The sequence below is a fragment of the Chryseobacterium sp. TQ-BC-N36 genome (assembly GCF_058382295.1).
Genome location: NZ_CM178175.1, coordinates 1,654,553 through 1,670,868, shown reverse-complemented (window position 1 = coordinate 1,670,868; position 16,316 = coordinate 1,654,553). Strand labels below are relative to the sequence as shown.

14 protein-coding genes and 1 pseudogene are annotated in these 16,316 nt (G+C 35.9%); 3 read left to right on the top strand and 12 right to left on the bottom strand.

The window, feature by feature from the left end:
* Window positions 1-21: 21 nt before the first annotated feature.
* The 6 genes from AC3FI7_RS07530 to AC3FI7_RS07505 all read right to left on the bottom strand — a co-directional run bounded on the left by AC3FI7_RS07530 (window position 22) and on the right by AC3FI7_RS07505 (window position 8,501).
* Complete coding sequence (locus AC3FI7_RS07530; protein WP_343658859.1) at window positions 22-717, bottom strand: hypothetical protein; 696 nt, start codon at window positions 715-717, stop codon at window positions 22-24.
* Window positions 718-886: 169 nt separating this feature from the next.
* The gene (locus AC3FI7_RS07525) at window positions 887-2,200 is read right to left on the bottom strand and encodes a phage tail-like protein (protein WP_491461755.1); all 1,314 of its coding nucleotides are present in this window, start codon (window positions 2,198-2,200) and stop codon (window positions 887-889) included.
* 378 nt (window positions 2,201-2,578) lie between these two features.
* On the bottom strand, window positions 2,579-4,069 hold the full coding sequence (locus tag AC3FI7_RS07520) for a carboxylesterase/lipase family protein (RefSeq protein WP_343658857.1): 1,491 nt from the start codon (window positions 4,067-4,069) through the stop codon (window positions 2,579-2,581).
* Between the two features lie 166 nt (window positions 4,070-4,235).
* On the bottom strand, window positions 4,236-5,699 hold the full coding sequence (locus tag AC3FI7_RS07515; protein ID WP_343658856.1) for a hypothetical protein: 1,464 nt from the start codon (window positions 5,697-5,699) through the stop codon (window positions 4,236-4,238).
* A 440-nt stretch (window positions 5,700-6,139) separates the two neighbouring features.
* The gene (locus tag AC3FI7_RS07510) at window positions 6,140-7,027 is read right to left on the bottom strand and encodes a hypothetical protein (RefSeq protein ID WP_343658855.1); all 888 of its coding nucleotides are present in this window, start codon (window positions 7,025-7,027) and stop codon (window positions 6,140-6,142) included.
* 133 nt (window positions 7,028-7,160) lie between these two features.
* Window positions 7,161-8,501, bottom strand: coding sequence for a helix-turn-helix transcriptional regulator (locus AC3FI7_RS07505; RefSeq protein ID WP_343658854.1), 1,341 nt, complete (start codon window positions 8,499-8,501; stop codon window positions 7,161-7,163).
* A 494-nt stretch (window positions 8,502-8,995) separates the two neighbouring features.
* On the opposite strand from AC3FI7_RS07505, the gene AC3FI7_RS07500 reads away from it, so the two are divergent.
* Together AC3FI7_RS07500 and AC3FI7_RS07495 are read left to right on the top strand one after the other, a co-directional pair.
* The gene (locus AC3FI7_RS07500) at window positions 8,996-9,973 is read left to right on the top strand and encodes an alpha/beta hydrolase family protein (protein WP_343658853.1); all 978 of its coding nucleotides are present in this window, start codon (window positions 8,996-8,998) and stop codon (window positions 9,971-9,973) included.
* A gap of 225 nt (window positions 9,974-10,198) precedes the next feature.
* Entirely contained in the window at window positions 10,199-10,963 is a 765-nt protein-coding gene (locus tag AC3FI7_RS07495) for a TspO-related membrane protein (RefSeq protein WP_193544707.1), read from the top strand.
* Window positions 10,964-11,264: 301 nt separating this feature from the next.
* Here the strand turns inward: AC3FI7_RS07495 and AC3FI7_RS07490 are convergent, their stop codons facing one another.
* The 6 genes and pseudogenes from AC3FI7_RS07490 to AC3FI7_RS07465 all read right to left on the bottom strand — a co-directional run bounded on the left by AC3FI7_RS07490 (window position 11,265) and on the right by AC3FI7_RS07465 (window position 14,917).
* Entirely contained in the window at window positions 11,265-11,849 is a 585-nt protein-coding gene (locus AC3FI7_RS07490) for a DoxX family protein (RefSeq protein WP_142725968.1), read from the bottom strand.
* Between the two features lie 111 nt (window positions 11,850-11,960).
* Entirely contained in the window at window positions 11,961-12,407 is a 447-nt protein-coding gene (locus tag AC3FI7_RS07485) for a GNAT family N-acetyltransferase (RefSeq protein WP_343658852.1), read from the bottom strand.
* A gap of 435 nt (window positions 12,408-12,842) precedes the next feature.
* On the bottom strand, window positions 12,843-13,070 hold the full coding sequence (locus tag AC3FI7_RS07480) for a hypothetical protein (protein ID WP_491461754.1): 228 nt from the start codon (window positions 13,068-13,070) through the stop codon (window positions 12,843-12,845).
* 18 nt (window positions 13,071-13,088) lie between these two features.
* Window positions 13,089-13,184, bottom strand: a pseudogene (locus AC3FI7_RS07475) (hypothetical protein); the annotation flags it as partial.
* Between the two features lie 33 nt (window positions 13,185-13,217).
* Complete coding sequence (locus AC3FI7_RS07470) at window positions 13,218-13,838, bottom strand: protein kinase family protein (RefSeq protein ID WP_491461753.1); 621 nt, start codon at window positions 13,836-13,838, stop codon at window positions 13,218-13,220.
* A gap of 68 nt (window positions 13,839-13,906) precedes the next feature.
* A complete protein-coding gene (locus AC3FI7_RS07465) occupies window positions 13,907-14,917 on the bottom strand; it encodes a S41 family peptidase (RefSeq protein ID WP_343658850.1) in 1,011 nt (336 codons plus the stop codon).
* Window positions 14,918-15,408: 491 nt separating this feature from the next.
* Between AC3FI7_RS07465 and AC3FI7_RS07460 the strand changes: the two genes are divergently transcribed.
* Complete coding sequence (locus tag AC3FI7_RS07460; protein ID WP_343658849.1) at window positions 15,409-16,221, top strand: helix-turn-helix domain-containing protein; 813 nt, start codon at window positions 15,409-15,411, stop codon at window positions 16,219-16,221.
* Window positions 16,222-16,316 lie beyond the last annotated feature (95 nt).

Sequence of the window (16,316 nt, the reverse complement as noted above, 5' to 3'; positions counted from 1 at the left end):
AAACTTAATTGTACTTTAAATTCAAAGTATGGTTGTATAAAGAATAAAAGCAGGTGGCGGCCTGACACTGTAGAAACCTGAAATTTCCAAATATGATTTTGGCTCAATAACGTTTTTTAAAAACAGTTTTTTCTTAGAATTGCCTGAAAAATGGAGGGTAATCTTTCTTAATAAACCTGATATTTTTTGATAATTAGTAACATCAAGAATAACTGCCGAAAAAAAACTCTTTGAAACCATCAAAAACATTCTGCACTTAGTGCAATTCTTAAAAGAGATCTTGGAATTGATTTCCTTATTTTTAGCAACAGGAGGGGGGATGCTTTTTTTTAATTTAATAGATTTTAGATGCTTTTTTGGAAATTTATTTTTTAAATAGTTAATGCTTATCTTAGATTTAGTGAACTCCTGAAGTCCTGTAACTGTAGTACCTTCCGCAATATAAATATTGACAGCAGAGCTGGAATCAGCAATATTTTTTTTTGATATAAATATTGTACCTTTTGTAACGTGTAAGCTGCCATTTTCCTTTTGAAAAATCTGGGAATTAGCATAAAATGATGCAAAATAGAATATAAAAAGATATAAATAATGGCTTCTCCCAATTCTAAATATAGTAAATGAAAGAAGTGTTTTTTTATAATCTTTGAAATAGTAATGATAAATCAATTCTTGCTGATTTAAAAAGGGGGCGGTCACAATTAGACTAGCTAACATTAATTGTTAGTACTGTACAATTACTTTTTTTGAAAATTTTCTGTCTTATACCATTGCTTTAGTTTCTGCTTCTGCTGTGTCTTTAACAAGACAAGGAAGGATGAAAGACCATGAAATTAACAGATATTACAATTTTTTCATTCGTATTTTACCTTTAAAATTGATTGCATTAATTGATGTAGCTTGCATTAAAAGATAAAGAAATAGGTATGCAGGTGATATTGGCACTGTTTTGCACACCATTATCAAACGTACGTTTCATGCGAATATCCAACTTATGTGAGCCGGCATTTAAAAATTTAACTGAACTCAAGGAATACTGGGCTTGCAGGCCTCCAGGCCCTGGCTCCTGTGTTGTCTGGTATACGTTGGTCTGGACGTTATCTATATACAATGCCGCAGTGTAGTAGGAATATCCTGATCCCGAAGGTGCTGCTGAATAATCAATTCCTAACATGAAGTTGATAAAAACGGCCTTTCCTCCCAAAGGGATATTGATGTTTTGCACCGTTCCTGGAATTGTAGTCCAGGCAGCACCGTTAACATTAAAATTAGAACCATTGACCCCGGGTCCCCCTGATGTCTGTTCAAAATTACTGATGGTACTTGCAGAAGCATTGGGCATGGTAATGACGTTCCCTGCAGAATCTACTCCGATCGTTTGACCTGAGCTAACAGGTGTTAATGCGTTGAAATTTGAGAATTTCAAACCTGAGATTCCATTATTGCCTGACGCGATCTCTAATTTGGAAGTAGGGGAGATTGTTCCCACACCAACATTACCTTCTGCTGTTATCCGCATTTTTTCAGTTCCAACACCATTGTTTCCCGGGCTTGTCGTAAATATGATAGGTGCAGGGCTTGTAGTTGTGGTTGTACCCAATGATAGTGCCGTAGCGTCATTAGATGCTGTGATACGTCCAGGCTGTTCCGGCATAATCTCAAGCTTCAAAGTGGATGAGACTGAATTTCCATCATTATCCGGTGATGAAAAAGTTCCTGATGCCATTTTACTGCTTGATGTTGCAACACCAGACTGCTGAAATCCACCGGACGCGCTGAAAGCCGTGGATTGGTTTGTTCCCAATAACGTAAGGTCATTTCCGGCCAGATTCAATAGTCGCTCATCAGATAGTGAACCATTTGAGTTATATACATTTGAGTTTGTTCCTTCAGTTTTGATCCATTGATTACCGTTGAAATAATAGTAACCAGCGGATTTCACAAGGACGGTCTGCCCTGTTGTTGCATTGTCAGGGGCGGTCACATATACCAAAGCTCCGGTCTGCGAAGTAGTATATGTTTTTTGTCTCAATTGATTTCCGGTAAGGCGCGGTGCGATAATGCCGTCAAGAGATGTTTGTTCTGCAGGGTTTCCCATGACGTCAAGAGTGGCAGATGGAGCAGAAGTATTGATTCCTACCTGAGAAAAAGCTGCTGTGTTGCTTAGCACTGTAATAATTAAGATTAGATTTCTTTTCATTTTAAGGGGATTTTGCATAAATGAATTTAATTGAGTAAGCTTATTAGTTTGTTTTTTTATAGAAGAAATGGGTTTACTTACCTTTCTATAAATATTGATCTATCAGTTATTGGTAAATAGTACTCCCAGGCAGAGATCATTATCAACTTAATCAGTAATCCCGGAATTGATCGGAGGCTACTATGTGACATTGATAAACAAGGCTTGGAATCCTGCATAAGAACCTCCTATTGTCATTAGCTGTTGACAGGAACTAGAAGGTTCTGTAAGCAAAATGACTTCAAATAAATTGACTGATTTTGATTTTCTGTGTCTCTAGGGATAAAAGGAATCGATCTTTAAGCAGATGGAAGATCGTTGAAAAAAAATTCTAACATATTACTGTTCCTGCCATGCCTTTCTATACCTTGCTTCAATATCGTGCTCGAAACCGATTTCTTTGTCAAATACTATTGCAAATCTACCCGTTGAGTCATATTTTTCCCACTGAAATACTTCACCGGAGTTAGGATTTCCGGTCCGTGCAAAGTTGAGCCAGCAATCCTGAATAATTGTCGAAAGTTTTTCCACTTCGTTCTTATCCGCAGCTTCCAACATTGGCTTGGAATCCGTGGCGTCCAGTGTTCCAAAGACAAAAGGTATTTCCAAAGAATGAAAACTTCCAAGTCCTGCGGCTTTTAAATAGTCACTACTCCATTTAAAGCGATAGAGATAAGTGGGGCATTTCGACTGCATTGCATCTGCAATGGTTGTAACTGAGTGCCAAATGATAGCATCGCCGCCCATTTTAACCGATCTTAACGATGCAGGAATAGTACTATATGCTTCTTTAATAGACGCTGAAGTGTCAGGATATGCATTTTCCAGAAAAAGTTCCATTTGCTTGTCTTGCACAGGCATAACAGGTGCAGGCATACCTGCAAATACAGTACCCTCATCCTGATTTGAACCGATGATTAAAGGAACGTGGCTTCCACTTCCATTTTTAATGGCTGTGTGTGCAGACTCCGGAAGCAGATCGTCACCAATCAATGGCTGAAAGGCAATTGTACCCGGATGTGACAAGGCAATTTCGTCCACAAGTTTTATAGCTGCTTTAACAATATCCTCAGTAGATACATCTAAAAGTTGCTTCGCACTATAGTCCTGAATACCCAAGAGTTCTAAAAATCTTCTTGTTATCAGAGTTGCTTTGGCTTTATCACTATACACAATATGATAACTGCAGGGACTTTCAACAATAGCTTTATGAAATAGTCCTTTAGCTAATGGCGATCCCAAAAGATTAACTACGCTGGCACCTCCCGCAGATTCTCCAAATATGGTAATGTTTTCGGGATCACCCCCAAAGGACGCAATGTTTTCACGTACCCAGTTAAGTGCCATAAGCTGATCTCTGTGACCGACGTTGGTATCAATTAAATCTCCGTCGGGCAGATCTTTTGTATAAAGAAAGCCGAATGGTCCGAGCCTGTAATTGATTGTTACGACTACCACTTCACCATTTTTGGCCAATACAGAGCCATCGTAAGCAGTTATGGATCCCGATCCACTAATGTAGGCACCGCCATGTATCCAAAACAATACCGGTCGTTTGCTGCCGTCTGTACCGGGGGACCATATGTTCAGGTAAAGACAATCTTCACTTATATCGCCAATCGGATTATCGAGTTTTAATTGTGGTGACGAAGGAGCATAATTCGTTGCGTCTTTTGTATCTTGCCAGATATCCATAGGCTCGGGAGACTTAAATCTTAAACTAGCGATCGGCGCTTTTGCATAGGGTACGCCCTTCCATACCCCTAATCCATTCTCTATATACCCTTTAATCTTGCCGTGCGTTGTAGAAACTAATGTGTCTATATTCATAAGTTTGAGCAGGTAATAATTTATACAATCATTTTAATTGCTCAAATTTATAAGATCAAAAAGTCTGATCATAAAATTACATCTATCAACTTCTACTGTATACCTCCGTTTTTATCCATTCATTGATAATCAGTTGGTTAATTTTGGTTAGTTCATGATTTTAGTATCAGATGCTATCAATCCATACATAGAGATTGGTATCTGATGGGAGATTCAATTTTTTTCTGAGTCTGTATTTTCGATTATCAACTGATGAGATCGTATTTTTTCTGTACAGTGCTATTTCTTTGGTCTGAAGGTTCAACTTTAGATAAGCACATAATTCCAGATCTGAAACTGAGAGTTCATTGTTAATGTTAAGTAATTTATTCTGAAAATCAGGGAATACTTGTTTAAATACAACATAAAAAGATCTGTCGCTATCTTTAATCATTTGTAAAAGTTGTTCGATATCCCTCTTTTCAGGCTTTACATCAGTAGTTTCATAAACTTGATTATACGTAATATTATTTTTAACACGTCTTTTGAAAATATAAAAGTAGTAGATTGTAAATCCGGAAAGTACGATCAGTAATAAAATTGCTAAATAAAGAATAGTAACTGACTCAGACTTATTCTGAGTGGGCACATTTATCCCTTGTGCAATAGGCATAGCCTTTCGTTCTGATTCTTCTATCTCATACTTTAATTTTTTACTGGTATCAGAAAAAAGTCTTGCATCAACGATCATTTTCATTTCTGAAGATAAGCTCGCGAGTGCATCAGTAATATAGTATGATTCAGCTGGAATATCATAAATCTCCGCCAGGCAAAGTGATTCATTATAAAAATGCAGTGCTTTTCGATTGCTATCCGTAAGGCCAGAATTATAAGCTAAGATCCCTTTAAATCTGTAAAGACTGATCATAAATCTTTTATCATTTAAATTTGTTAATAAATTTTCTGCTTCCTTAAGATATTTTCCTCCTTCATCATAGTATAACGCTGAAATTAAAACTGATCCTAAAATTTTTGCTCTCGTACCAAGCCACCGTGCTCTTCCAGGATGATCGGGATTTATCATCTTCGCTTCTGCGTATGCCTTCTGAAGATAGTTTATCATAGAATCTTTATACGGTGCTCTTGGCTCACCGATAGGTGGATTTGAGTGTTCAAATATCATCGCCATACCACTGTAATGCTGTAATTTTAATATGTGAAGGCTATCTTTTGTTCTAACGTTTGATGATAGTTCCAGACCAATATTAAAGGCTTTTCGTGCTTTGTTGTGGAATCCCAGATTTAAAAAAGAACGCCCCAAATAGTTATAAAGGACACTTAATCGATAATAGTCTTTCTGATCCTTGGCAAGATTTATCGCCTTTTCGATTCTTCTAAGTACATTATAGTGATCACCAAGTTCAGTGTAAATCTGTATGGTAGTTGTTATGGAACGCAGGGCCTCTTTATCATCATGCTTATCGTCTGCTTCTATGTATAAATCATCGCACATTTTTATCAGGTTCTGCTCATTTGTTTTTAGAAATTTTTGCGCTGAATAAACGACATTGTAGAGGCTGTCGGTATTTTTTTTGTAACCTTGGCCATAAGCAGAATTAAAGAGTGAAAAAAATATTGATAAAAGGATCAATCGCATCTGTTTTAAATAAAATATAGAATTTTCATGCTTAATATAGCGATTCAAATTGATATTATAAAGAAAAATGTATAACAGGTTTAATAATAATTTTGCAGCATTTAGGATAAATGATAGTTATATTTGCTTTAAAGATATACTGTGTGTTTTAAATTGAGAACTCGATTAAAGAGCAACATGGATTGGAAATATAAGTTGAAAAAAATGATATTCAATGAGTTTACACCGTAAAAGACTAGTTTCCACGTCGTAGCCTGATGAAAGGCTCATATGCTGAATAACTTAATTTACTCCTAAGGAAATTACAGAATAGAGATCCTACGGCCCTATAATCCCAACCGCTTTTTTGTTTAGTTGCAATGTGAACGTTTTTTACAGTTCACTAGAAAAAAATGTGTTTTTAGAATCTTTTTGACTTTAACATCAATACTTTGTTATTCAAGCTCCTCAATGAATATTTTAACAACTGATAAGGTAGAAGGTGTTGATTTATCACTACTCAAGATTGTATTTACCCGATATAATTTTTGCGAAGAAATAGCTGAAATAATGTATGAGGTCATATCATCATTGCTGGGGTTTAATCCATCACCGTCGAGATTAAGCCACGTATTGGCGGCAATATTGCCCCTTCCGTATCCACCAGCACCTGTGTTGGCACTTGTTCCGGCGCCGAACAACCAACGGGAAAAAGAATAATTGGTCTGTGTGTTGAATTTCACCTGAAATCGTCCGCTGCTCTGATATGCATTAGAAGAAGTTCCTGCAAAACGAATGCAAAGGACGCCTATGCATGTTTCTGACCCGGTCGGCGTGGACGCATTAATGGGAGATGTAGTTTTTGTCGCATATTTTAGAACCTTTTGATCAGCAGGCAGGCCGCTCAATGCCAGAGACGTTAAAATCCAGGTTTTTCCGGTGGTATTACCTGTGTTTTTTAAAGTGGCTACATATCCTTTAGGAACAGATATATTGGAATATTCCGATCCTGCAACATCTATCTTTTCATTTCCACCAGAATTGATCGTCAGTACTTTATCGGTTGGATTGCGAACGACATATTCTCTGCCTTTAAAAGGATGTGTTGGATTGGCGGAGGGTAGATATAATGTGTAATCGCCGGCGCCTGTATAGTTAACATAGTAGTCTGTATCTGTCAAAGTAGATACGCTTTCTGACGCCGCGGGCAGTGTTCTATAAGGTGTGGCAAAAGAACCATTAATATCCAATGTACTTCCTGGACTAGTTGTATTGATACCCACTTGGGCAAAAGAATTTAACCCCATACTTAAAAACAAAAGCTGAATAATCTGATTTTTCATGTTCTAAATTTTCTGCAAATGTAAATGCCGGTGTGGAACACATGAAATTTTGAATCTGGTATATTCTACTATTTATCTCCGCTTTTATCCGTTCGCTGAAAATCAGGTCATTATACTTGGGTTTTGATTTTTATCATATATTATCAATCCATACGTAGAGGTTGATATCTGATGGGAGGTTTAATTTTTTTCTGAGCCTTGACTTTCGGTTATCTATAGATGAGATTGTATTTTTTCTGTATTGCGCTATTTCTTTGGTCTGAAGATTCAACTTCAGATAAGCACATAGTTCCAGATCTGCAACTGAGAGTTCATTGTTTATACTAAGTAATTTATTCTGAAAATCTGGAAATATCTGTTTGAATACGATGTAGAATGATTTCTCATCTTCTTTTGCCAATTGTAACAGCTGCTTAATATGATCAGTATGAGGCTGCACATCCATAGGTGCGATATCTTCGTCCTCAGTGCCAGCTGACGCGTAGCGGGTTTTCTTCCTAGTGATAAAATAATAGATAATTGCTGCTGAGATCAAACATGTAATCGCTCCAATCAAAATAACAAAATAGTAAGGGCGCTTAGATGGTATTAGTTCAATTTTTGCCGCGAGCGGTACGGATTCGTGGTCAGCTTTATCCATCTCATATTTTATTCTCTTGGTTTCATCAGCAAAAATTCTTGTTTGAACGGGCATTCTCATTTCTGAATACAGGCTGGCAAGCGCATCTTTAATAAAATATGATTCTTGTGGAATATCATATATTTCTGAAAGATGAAAAGATTCATTATAAAGGTCTAATGTTCTTTTAAGGCGGTTATCAACAGGTGAGTTGTAGATTAACAGACCCTTGAATCGGTATAGTCCGATCAAAAACCTTTTATCGTTAAGGCCGGAGAGCAAATTTTCAGCCTCGCTGAGATATTTCTGGCCCTGGCCAAAATCCAGGGTTGCAACCAGAACGGATCCGACAATACGAGCTCTTTCACCTAACCAACGAGGTCTTTCTGTATTTTTTACGCTTATCATCTTTGCTTCGGCATACGCTTTCTTGGCAAAGTATACCATAGAATCTTTGAAAGAAGTATTTTCCCGGTCTCCAATAGTGGGATTGCTATTTTCAAAGAAGGCGGCCATGCCCCCGTAATGCTGAGCCTTTAATATGTGTTCGCTGTCCTTTGAGTCTACTTGAGAGGAAATTTTCAAACCTGCATCGAAAGCATTTCTGGCTTTATTAAAAAAACCGGCCTTCATGAAAGCTCTTCCCAGATAGCAGTAAAGAAGGCTCAACCTGAAATTTTCATCCTGTTCACGGGCAAGTGTCATAGCTTTTTCAATTCTTGTAAGTACATTTGAATTCTCACCACGTTCTGTATAAATCCTTATGGCTGTCGTCAACGCGCTTAGTGCCGTTTTATCGTCACCCTTGTCGATCGATTCTCTGTAAAGATCATTACAAGTCTGTACAAGTTCCATTTCATTTTTTTTTGAAAATGCTTTGCTGGAATATACAGCATTATATAGGCTATCCGTGTTTTTTACATAGCTTTGACCGTACCCAATTAAATGGAAGGATAGAAAAAACAGACATAAAATCAATCTCATGTTTTACAAAAAAAAGTTTAATTTATAAAAATAGGTTTTATCTTAAAGTAAAAAAAGATATTTTTATTGAATCTGCTCCATATAATTAATGAAGTATGGTGTTGAGGCTAAAAGGCGATATCAAAGGATTTACGAAAAGCTGATTACTTTTGTTAGGACGATATACTTGTGTGTTATACTAGGTTTTTAGTAGGCATTATTACACTGTTTTTCTAAACGGGATCAATTTCTATATCACATATTATAATTTTGAACAGAATATTTTTCAGTTATAAATGGTCTTGCCATTTTATTTTAAAGTGAAATAAATTATTGCAATGTTATGAAAATAGTTTTTCAGTTGTCTACTAGATATAAATAATTGCATGACAAGAATCTTTTACTTTGTAATATTTTTAGCGTATTCCCACTTGCCTGCACAGGCCAGTAGTTTCAAGCATATTTCCAAGGAATACACTGATATCTCGAGAGGGAATCGCTTACTCCTTACAGAGATTTGGTATCCACAGGATCTGGCTATTGAAACAGATAAAGAATCTTCTGCCATTTCTAAAATAAATATACAGAAACACCCGCTGGTTTTACTTTCACACGGTACCGGAGGAAGCAGATTCAGTTTAATCTGGTTGGCAAAGAGGCTTGCGCAAGAAGGTTACATAGTGGCAGCGGTTGATCATTTTGGAAATACCACAGACAATAGAATTCCCGAGTATTTTGTGAGGTATTGGGAAAGGCCATTGGATATTTCATTTTTAATAGATCAGCTATTGAATGATTCAAAACTCTCAAACTTAATAAATAATGATAAAGTCGCAGTTGTGGGCTTTTCCCTTGGAGGATACACATCATTAGCGTTGGCAGGAGCTAAATTAGACTGTGCTTTGCTCAAGAAAAAGTCGAAAACTAAGCCTGGAAAACAAGAGCTCACTATTCCGGAAATGGGTGACCTTACGCCACTTGTCGATCAGATAGACTGTAGTCAAATACCGTTGAGTTTGAAGGATAATAGGATAAAGGCTTTTGTAGCACTTGCACCTGCCTTAGGATTAGGCTTTTCAACCAAAGATCAGTTTACGGTAGAAGCACCGGTTCTTATTCTTGGGGCTGAGAATGATATGATTGCCCCGGTAAAACGCAATGCTGCAAAATATCATCGTCTTATTCCTACATCGCAGCTGCAAGTACTTAAAAGGAATCTTGGACATTACATTTTTTTGCCGAAAGTAAAAAAATATGGACCGGATGAGGCCATATTCTTTGAGGATCCACAAGGTATCGAAAGGACAGAGGTTCATCAGGAAGTTGGAACGCTGATATTAGATTTTCTGAAAAATAGTCTGTAGACTTTACAACACATCTCTATGAAAAATTGCAAAGAGAAATTTTGTTAAAAAGGCTTTTTGAGGGATATAAAGTTGGACTAAAAACACTCATTATTCTTCTTGTTGTATTCTTGGTATTTTATCTATATCATTACTCAGAATTTTCCATCTGATGTTTCTTCATTGACGGAATTTAATTATTTTAACTCGTCAATAAAATCTCATTAACCTAATAAAGGATTAATTATGTTAAAAGTTTTCCAAATTTTAAATATAGCTGCATTAGTCGTAACAATTTTTATTAACTATCTTTCCAATACAGGATTGTTCAATAATGAAACAATGGCCAGTATTTCAGCAAAGTATCAAAATCTTTTTACCCCTGCTGGCTATGCATTTTCCATCTGGGGACTTATTTACCTGGCACTTTTCGGTTTTGTAATGTATTATGGTCCTTTTACAAAAAATACTGATGCCAAAGAAAAAATAGTAAAAAATATCGGCTGGTGGTTTATAGTTTCCTGTATGACAAATTGTCTATGGATCGTTACATGGCTTTATAACTATACATTTCTTACCGTTCCGATTATGGTTGTACTCTTTATTTCTCTGATGAAAATTATTTTAAATAATAGAGGGACAATCGAAGCCAGAGGTATGCGGACACTTTTATTTCTTCGCCTGCCCTTTTACATCTACTCCGGCTGGATTTCGGTGGCCTTAATTGCGGATGTTGCAGCCTACCTGAAAAAGATCGAATGGTCAGGATTTGGAATTTCCGAAACTAGCTGGACGGTCATAATGTTTGTCGCGGCTGCGCTTGTTCACCTTTATATGCTCTGGAAACGCAATATGGTTTCTTTTGTACTGGTTGCCGTGTGGGCATTGGTCGCAATTGCAGCAGCCAATAAAAATACTAACGGGACTGTTTATTATTTTGCAATAATGACCGCGGTATTGCTTGCGTTAAATGCGGTTATCAAAATGTTGACTAAAAGGTCTGTTATCTAAATCAAAATTTTAGTATCTAATTAGAAATTCTATTAATGTTATTTCATTTAGATAATTTACATATTTTATCCTGCAAACCTTGGTAATCCTTATAAGAGCGACCTTATTGCTGGGCTTTAAGTTATATCATCAAGATATCCTGATTATACGAATAACATTTTCCGTATGACGTTGTATCAGTCGGGGTCTTGTTATTCCGTTATTTATATACAGGATTGAACATCGCTGGTTTAAATTCATTACATTCCCGGCTTTTACTGTATTTTTTTTGAATAATGTAAAAGTAAAGTTCATGTTAATTCTATTTGCTTTGCTTTGATTTTTTCCAGAAAACTAAATTGGAGTAAAGTGCAGTGCCGACTAAAATAAATAGTGCTACGTAGTAAATGGTTTTAGATATCAAATCGGTCTTCGGACCAACAAAGCAAAGGATGAGTAGGGTGCTTATATAAATGATGCCCGCATTGACCCAAATGCTTGATACCTTTGGAGCATACATTTTTTTTGGTGAATCATACTCCGAATTCAATTCTGCGATTCTATTTTTATCCCAATAAAGCAGAATTATACCCGCAAACATCATCAAACTCGTGATGATCCAGGTACCTGTAAAATGCAGTGAAATTGTAATCATCCAGATATTGGCTGTTACTGCCAGAAAAAGAAATGTTCCAATTAATGCAAATCGCTGTGTCATAAGAAGGATTGCGGTAATGATCTGCATAGCACCTATAAAGTTATAATAGATCCCGGAAAGATAAAGTACTTCAAAAAACTGTCCTATGGAACCGGTTGTAGGTAATTGAGTAAATCTCTCACCAATTATTTTTGTAAACCCGGAAGGGACGAATGCCAATGCAACAAGATATCTGATATGAATAATCATCCATTGAATAAATTTAATTTGTTGTAATTTATAGAACATATTTTAAAAGGTATTAGGTTATGCAAAGTAATCGGGTAAAAAAATATGAGACAAATCTAAATATCTGGGATTTTAAGTTTTTGCCTCTATCTTCATAATGTATTTATCAAGTCCGTCACAAAATCCGTTAGCTACGATATCTACAGTGGTGAAACCATTCTTTTTATAGAATGATGCAGTATGTTGGGAAGTTTCGATTGTAATCATTTTACCAGCATTCAGTTTTTGTAAAAGATCTAAACGGAAACGGGTGAGGAATTTACCAATTCCCTTCCCGTGGGAGTTAGCATCTACCATGCCCCAGCATAGTGCTGCCTCATTACTCCTTTCATCGAAATAAATTCCTCCGCAGCCTACCGGGAAGCCATTAATTTCAACTATATAATAGTGATCTGGAGACTGATCCAAAAATTCTTTAAATTGTTGTAATTCTTCCTTGGCAAAAAACTTTGGGAGGTTGGTTTTGAAGATCTGTATACATCTTTCCTTGTACTTCTGCCTATATTTGATGATTTGCAAGGTGATTTTATTTTAGAGCAAATTTATTTTAATTTAGCAGATACTGTCAATGGTTATATTTAACCAAAAAACATCCTCATTAAATAATTTTAATTGTCGAGAATTATAGCTATATCATATTTATCTTATACACCAGAACTCTCAATCTGCCGTATCCATTTTTGAGATCTGCTTGTTGTTGTGATCAATCTTATTCTTTTTAATTTCCGGACTTTATTAATTTATTTCTCTTTCAAATATTACTGTTTTTTATTACTCAAAATGAAGAGATCATTTGTTTCACTAAAAAAACAGTTATGATACTTCCTTTGCTATGCATTAATGTTTTAAAAAAAATATGCAGATGGTCTCAATGAGTTTTCAGCAAATGAAATGAAAACTGATGAATTGGTTGGTCTTAATCTATTTCAAGAATAAATTTTAGTTTTATATTTATTATGATAATCGTTTATCTCCCTTCTGATAATAATCGTTCCAGTCTTTTATTCTTCCGACAAACATTTTAAGGTAGTTTTCGGTGAAAAAAATATTGGACCAATCAAATCTTTTAGCCTGTACGCCGAGATAGAATATAAAAATAGAGGCTCCGGCATCAGGAATCAATTCAATCTCACGATCCGAAAGAGCTCTTATTTTCCGGTAACCGTTTAAAAAGCTTTGCACCTTTAATTCGTACTCCTGTTTATTAGTCTCGATAAAAAACAGTTGCTTACAGAAGTAACCGACATCCAAGATAAAAGGGCCGTTTCCGCAATTATCAAAGTCAAAAACAGTGATTTCGTTTTCATCGTTAACACTTAAATTGTCGTACTAGATGTCAAGATGGACGATTCCACATTGATTTTCCGATAAATGGCTTCTTTCAAATCTTCTGGCTATTAAAGGACTGATTTCTTTGATGTATTTCATTTCATACAGGTCTTCATCAAAGAACGATTTAATAAGGTCATAAGACTGGTATAAAAGTATCTCAGAGTTATAGCTTACCCTGTCGACCTTTTTACGCACTGTTATGTTGTGGATTTTTGCCATAAGTGAACCAATGGAATAGCAAGTCTGATTAGACATATATCGCATCTTTTGACCTTCAGCGAATGAAAAGAGCACAGCATATCGAATACCCTCCGGAGCATTGATAGCTTGTATCAAATTTTCTTCTTTATCGGGGATTGGATAGGAGACAGAAAGAGAATTTTCCTTAAGAATGTTGAGGAGTTCAAGTTCCTCCTCAATTTCTGGTTTGGTTCTCCATTTATGGCAGTAGACTCGTATCGCGAATTTACCTTTCTCACCTGAGATGAAATAGGTATGATTGACACCTGTCCGGAACAGTTTACAATGATACTCACCGCTTAAAGCATATTTTTCCCTGATAAAATTGCATAGTTCGGTTTCTGAAAGTATACTTGCCGTTATGGGGAAAATTTTCATCTTCTCGATTTTTTATAATTTTAATAACTGTTGTTAAATGTATAATAAGTTGTCGATGGATGACAGTTCTATTTTTTTAACATTCTCAAAGCTTCCAAGATTTTCTTGTCCTTGAGTAGATCTTCAAGATTATCACCTTGTACAACTTCAGTATCAGGATGGACATTGTTGGTGTAGACCTTTGAATTTCTATCCACAACATAGTCGGTAGACAAATTCAACCCGGCATCCTTATTTATTTTGAAACCCTGGACAGCGGTCGTGTAGTCGGCGGTGGGCTCACCCACAACAAAAGTATTCTTTCTTCCAATCAGAGATATAGCCGTCATTTCACCGGCGCTGGCCGTGTAGCAGCTGGTCAAAATAACAATCGGAATATCTTGCTTGATCGGAATTTTTAGTTGCGTTTTTCTAACCAGTTCAATACCGTCGATCAACATTTTACCTTCTCTTATCTCCCATTTTCCTGAAGATTCTCCTTTTGAATTCCTGAAACCGCCGAAAACAATATCATCACTGCCGATAAATTCTTTCAATCCCAGTAGGATAGGGTACATATTGCCACCGCTATTGACTCTGAGGTCAATGATCCAAGCTTTAATTTTAGCTGGATTAACTTTATTGATATGTTCTGTGATATCATTGGCAATACTGTCGACTTTTTTAAAGGCGAAGTCATCGTTGCCTGGTATTCTAATGTAGGCTATTGTTTTACCGATGACCTGGCTCACTACGGACTTCTCAGTTTTTAATTTTTCTTTCAGATAGACATTTGCAGAGCTTTCAGGCTTTTTCCATCCGTAGGTTTTACCCTTATATTTCAGGCCGCCATGATGATCTTTGAGCAGTTTGAAAACCTCAGCATATATCGGAGCGAGTTCAGAAACTGAATTAAGGTCTTTAGCTTTAGTATATAAAATATTTTCAATCATTTTTATGTTGGAAGTATCAACTGCGTTTGATTTGATTAGGGCAACGGTGGTATCCACAAATGATTTGACGCTGTCATTTTTTAAAGCTTGTGAAAACGAAGAAGTAGAGATGAGTAAAAAGATAGCGAAGAGAAAAGATTTGATCATATTCAAAATAGGATATAGTAACATTGCAGCAAGCTACATAAAAAGAATTACTTTAAGCGAAGGCTAAGGCTTGACTTTCACATTGGGCCTGCAATTATTTATATATTCGAAATTGAATGTTATTGCTTTTTTGGGTGATGAACTTCAAGAGATCTACCGTACCAGATGGTTGCTTCTTTGCGATTTTCCTCCACTTCCAGTGTTTAGATAGCTTTCAGAGTCCTTTGAGCTTTTAGGAAACAGCAAAGTGCATCATTGAAAAGCCTAATGTTTCATGCTTCTTATTTTTTTCGATGAAATACCCTGCAATTGATTTCATCTGCAGACAATCGCAAAGTTTTGCTATACTAAAAACATTGAAAAAACTATCTAAAGAGTCGTCTGATTTTTTTGATGATTTGTTAAATCAATCTACAATGGGATGCTTCTGTTCCTTATCTTTGTGTCGTTCGAATGAGTATGTGAAAAGTAACAAATAATTCCATTAAAAAATGCAGTTGAAATTTTACCAGCCTAGAAGTGAATTCCTGAAAAAATACGTTGAGGGCTATTATTTCATTCAGAGAGGTAAGGGTTCTGAGCCTTTGCATTATCTGACTTTTCCTAATAACTATACTATTGTTACGGTAATGCAAAATGTGTCGCTAAGTCAAAGTACCAATAGGATGAAAATCAAGCGATCAGAAAAGGATGAAATTTTTGCTAATATGGTTTACCGTTATACTTCTCCCATTGAAATATCGTACGAAGAACCTGTCAATGAACTTACAATTTACTTCAAGCCTCTAGGAATCAATTTTTTTGTAGAAAATCCTCAACTGTTTTTTGTTCAGGATCATACCCAAGTGATCGAGTTCAATCCTTTTGAAGATTTTAAAGATGAAATGCAAAAAATCCTGAATCTGAACGATCAGGAAATGCAGATAGAACAGCTTGAGAATTACTGGCTTTCAAAATATATTGACAAAGAATATTCATTACTGGAAGAAATTATAAAGGGGATAGAAACTGACGGTAAAATTGATGAGGTCGCAAAAAAGAATAACATTTCCAGGCAATATCTGAATAAATTATTTCAGAAAAATATAGGAAAATCTGCTGCCGAATATCGCAGAATTCATCGTTTCAGGAAATCAATAGCTGAGAAAAATGAAATAAAAAACCTCACGGAGCTTTCGCACGAAAGCTTTTTTTATGACCAGTCCCATTTTATCAGAGATTTTAAGGAATTAACCCATAAAACACCGAAATCTTTTTTCAAAAATGTAGAAATTGACAGAGAAGTTGTCTGGCTGTTTATCTGAATGTTTCCATTTTTACAATTTTGCTTCTGTAAAATATGATTTCTTTGTCGAATTAATTTTGAGATGTTGTCAGTTTATTAGCATATAAATCTCAT

Excerpts from the sequence above, each read along its gene's own strand:
- AC3FI7_RS07530 (WP_343658859.1), bottom strand. The coding sequence starts at position 717 with ATGTTAGCTAGTCTAATTGTGACCGCCCCCTTTTTAAATCAGCAAGAA.
- AC3FI7_RS07460 (WP_343658849.1), top strand. The coding sequence starts at position 15,409 with ATGCAGTTGAAATTTTACCAGCCTAGAAGTGAATTCCTGAAAAAATAC.
- AC3FI7_RS07465 (WP_343658850.1), bottom strand. The coding sequence starts at position 14,917 with ATGATCAAATCTTTTCTCTTCGCTATCTTTTTACTCATCTCTACTTCT.
- AC3FI7_RS07520 (WP_343658857.1), bottom strand. The coding sequence starts at position 4,069 with ATGAATATAGACACATTAGTTTCTACAACGCACGGCAAGATTAAAGGG.
- AC3FI7_RS07470 (WP_491461753.1), bottom strand. The coding sequence starts at position 13,838 with ATGAAAATTTTCCCCATAACGGCAAGTATACTTTCAGAAACCGAACTA.
- AC3FI7_RS07525 (WP_491461755.1), bottom strand. The coding sequence starts at position 2,200 with ATGAAAAGAAATCTAATCTTAATTATTACAGTGCTAAGCAACACAGCA.
- AC3FI7_RS07500 (WP_343658853.1), top strand. The coding sequence starts at position 8,996 with ATGACAAGAATCTTTTACTTTGTAATATTTTTAGCGTATTCCCACTTG.
- AC3FI7_RS07495 (WP_193544707.1), top strand. The coding sequence starts at position 10,199 with ATGTTAAAAGTTTTCCAAATTTTAAATATAGCTGCATTAGTCGTAACA.
- AC3FI7_RS07490 (WP_142725968.1), bottom strand. The coding sequence starts at position 11,849 with ATGATTATTCATATCAGATATCTTGTTGCATTGGCATTCGTCCCTTCC.
- AC3FI7_RS07505 (WP_343658854.1), bottom strand. The coding sequence starts at position 8,501 with ATGGAACTTGTACAGACTTGTAATGATCTTTACAGAGAATCGATCGAC.
- AC3FI7_RS07510 (WP_343658855.1), bottom strand. The coding sequence starts at position 7,027 with ATGAAAAATCAGATTATTCAGCTTTTGTTTTTAAGTATGGGGTTAAAT.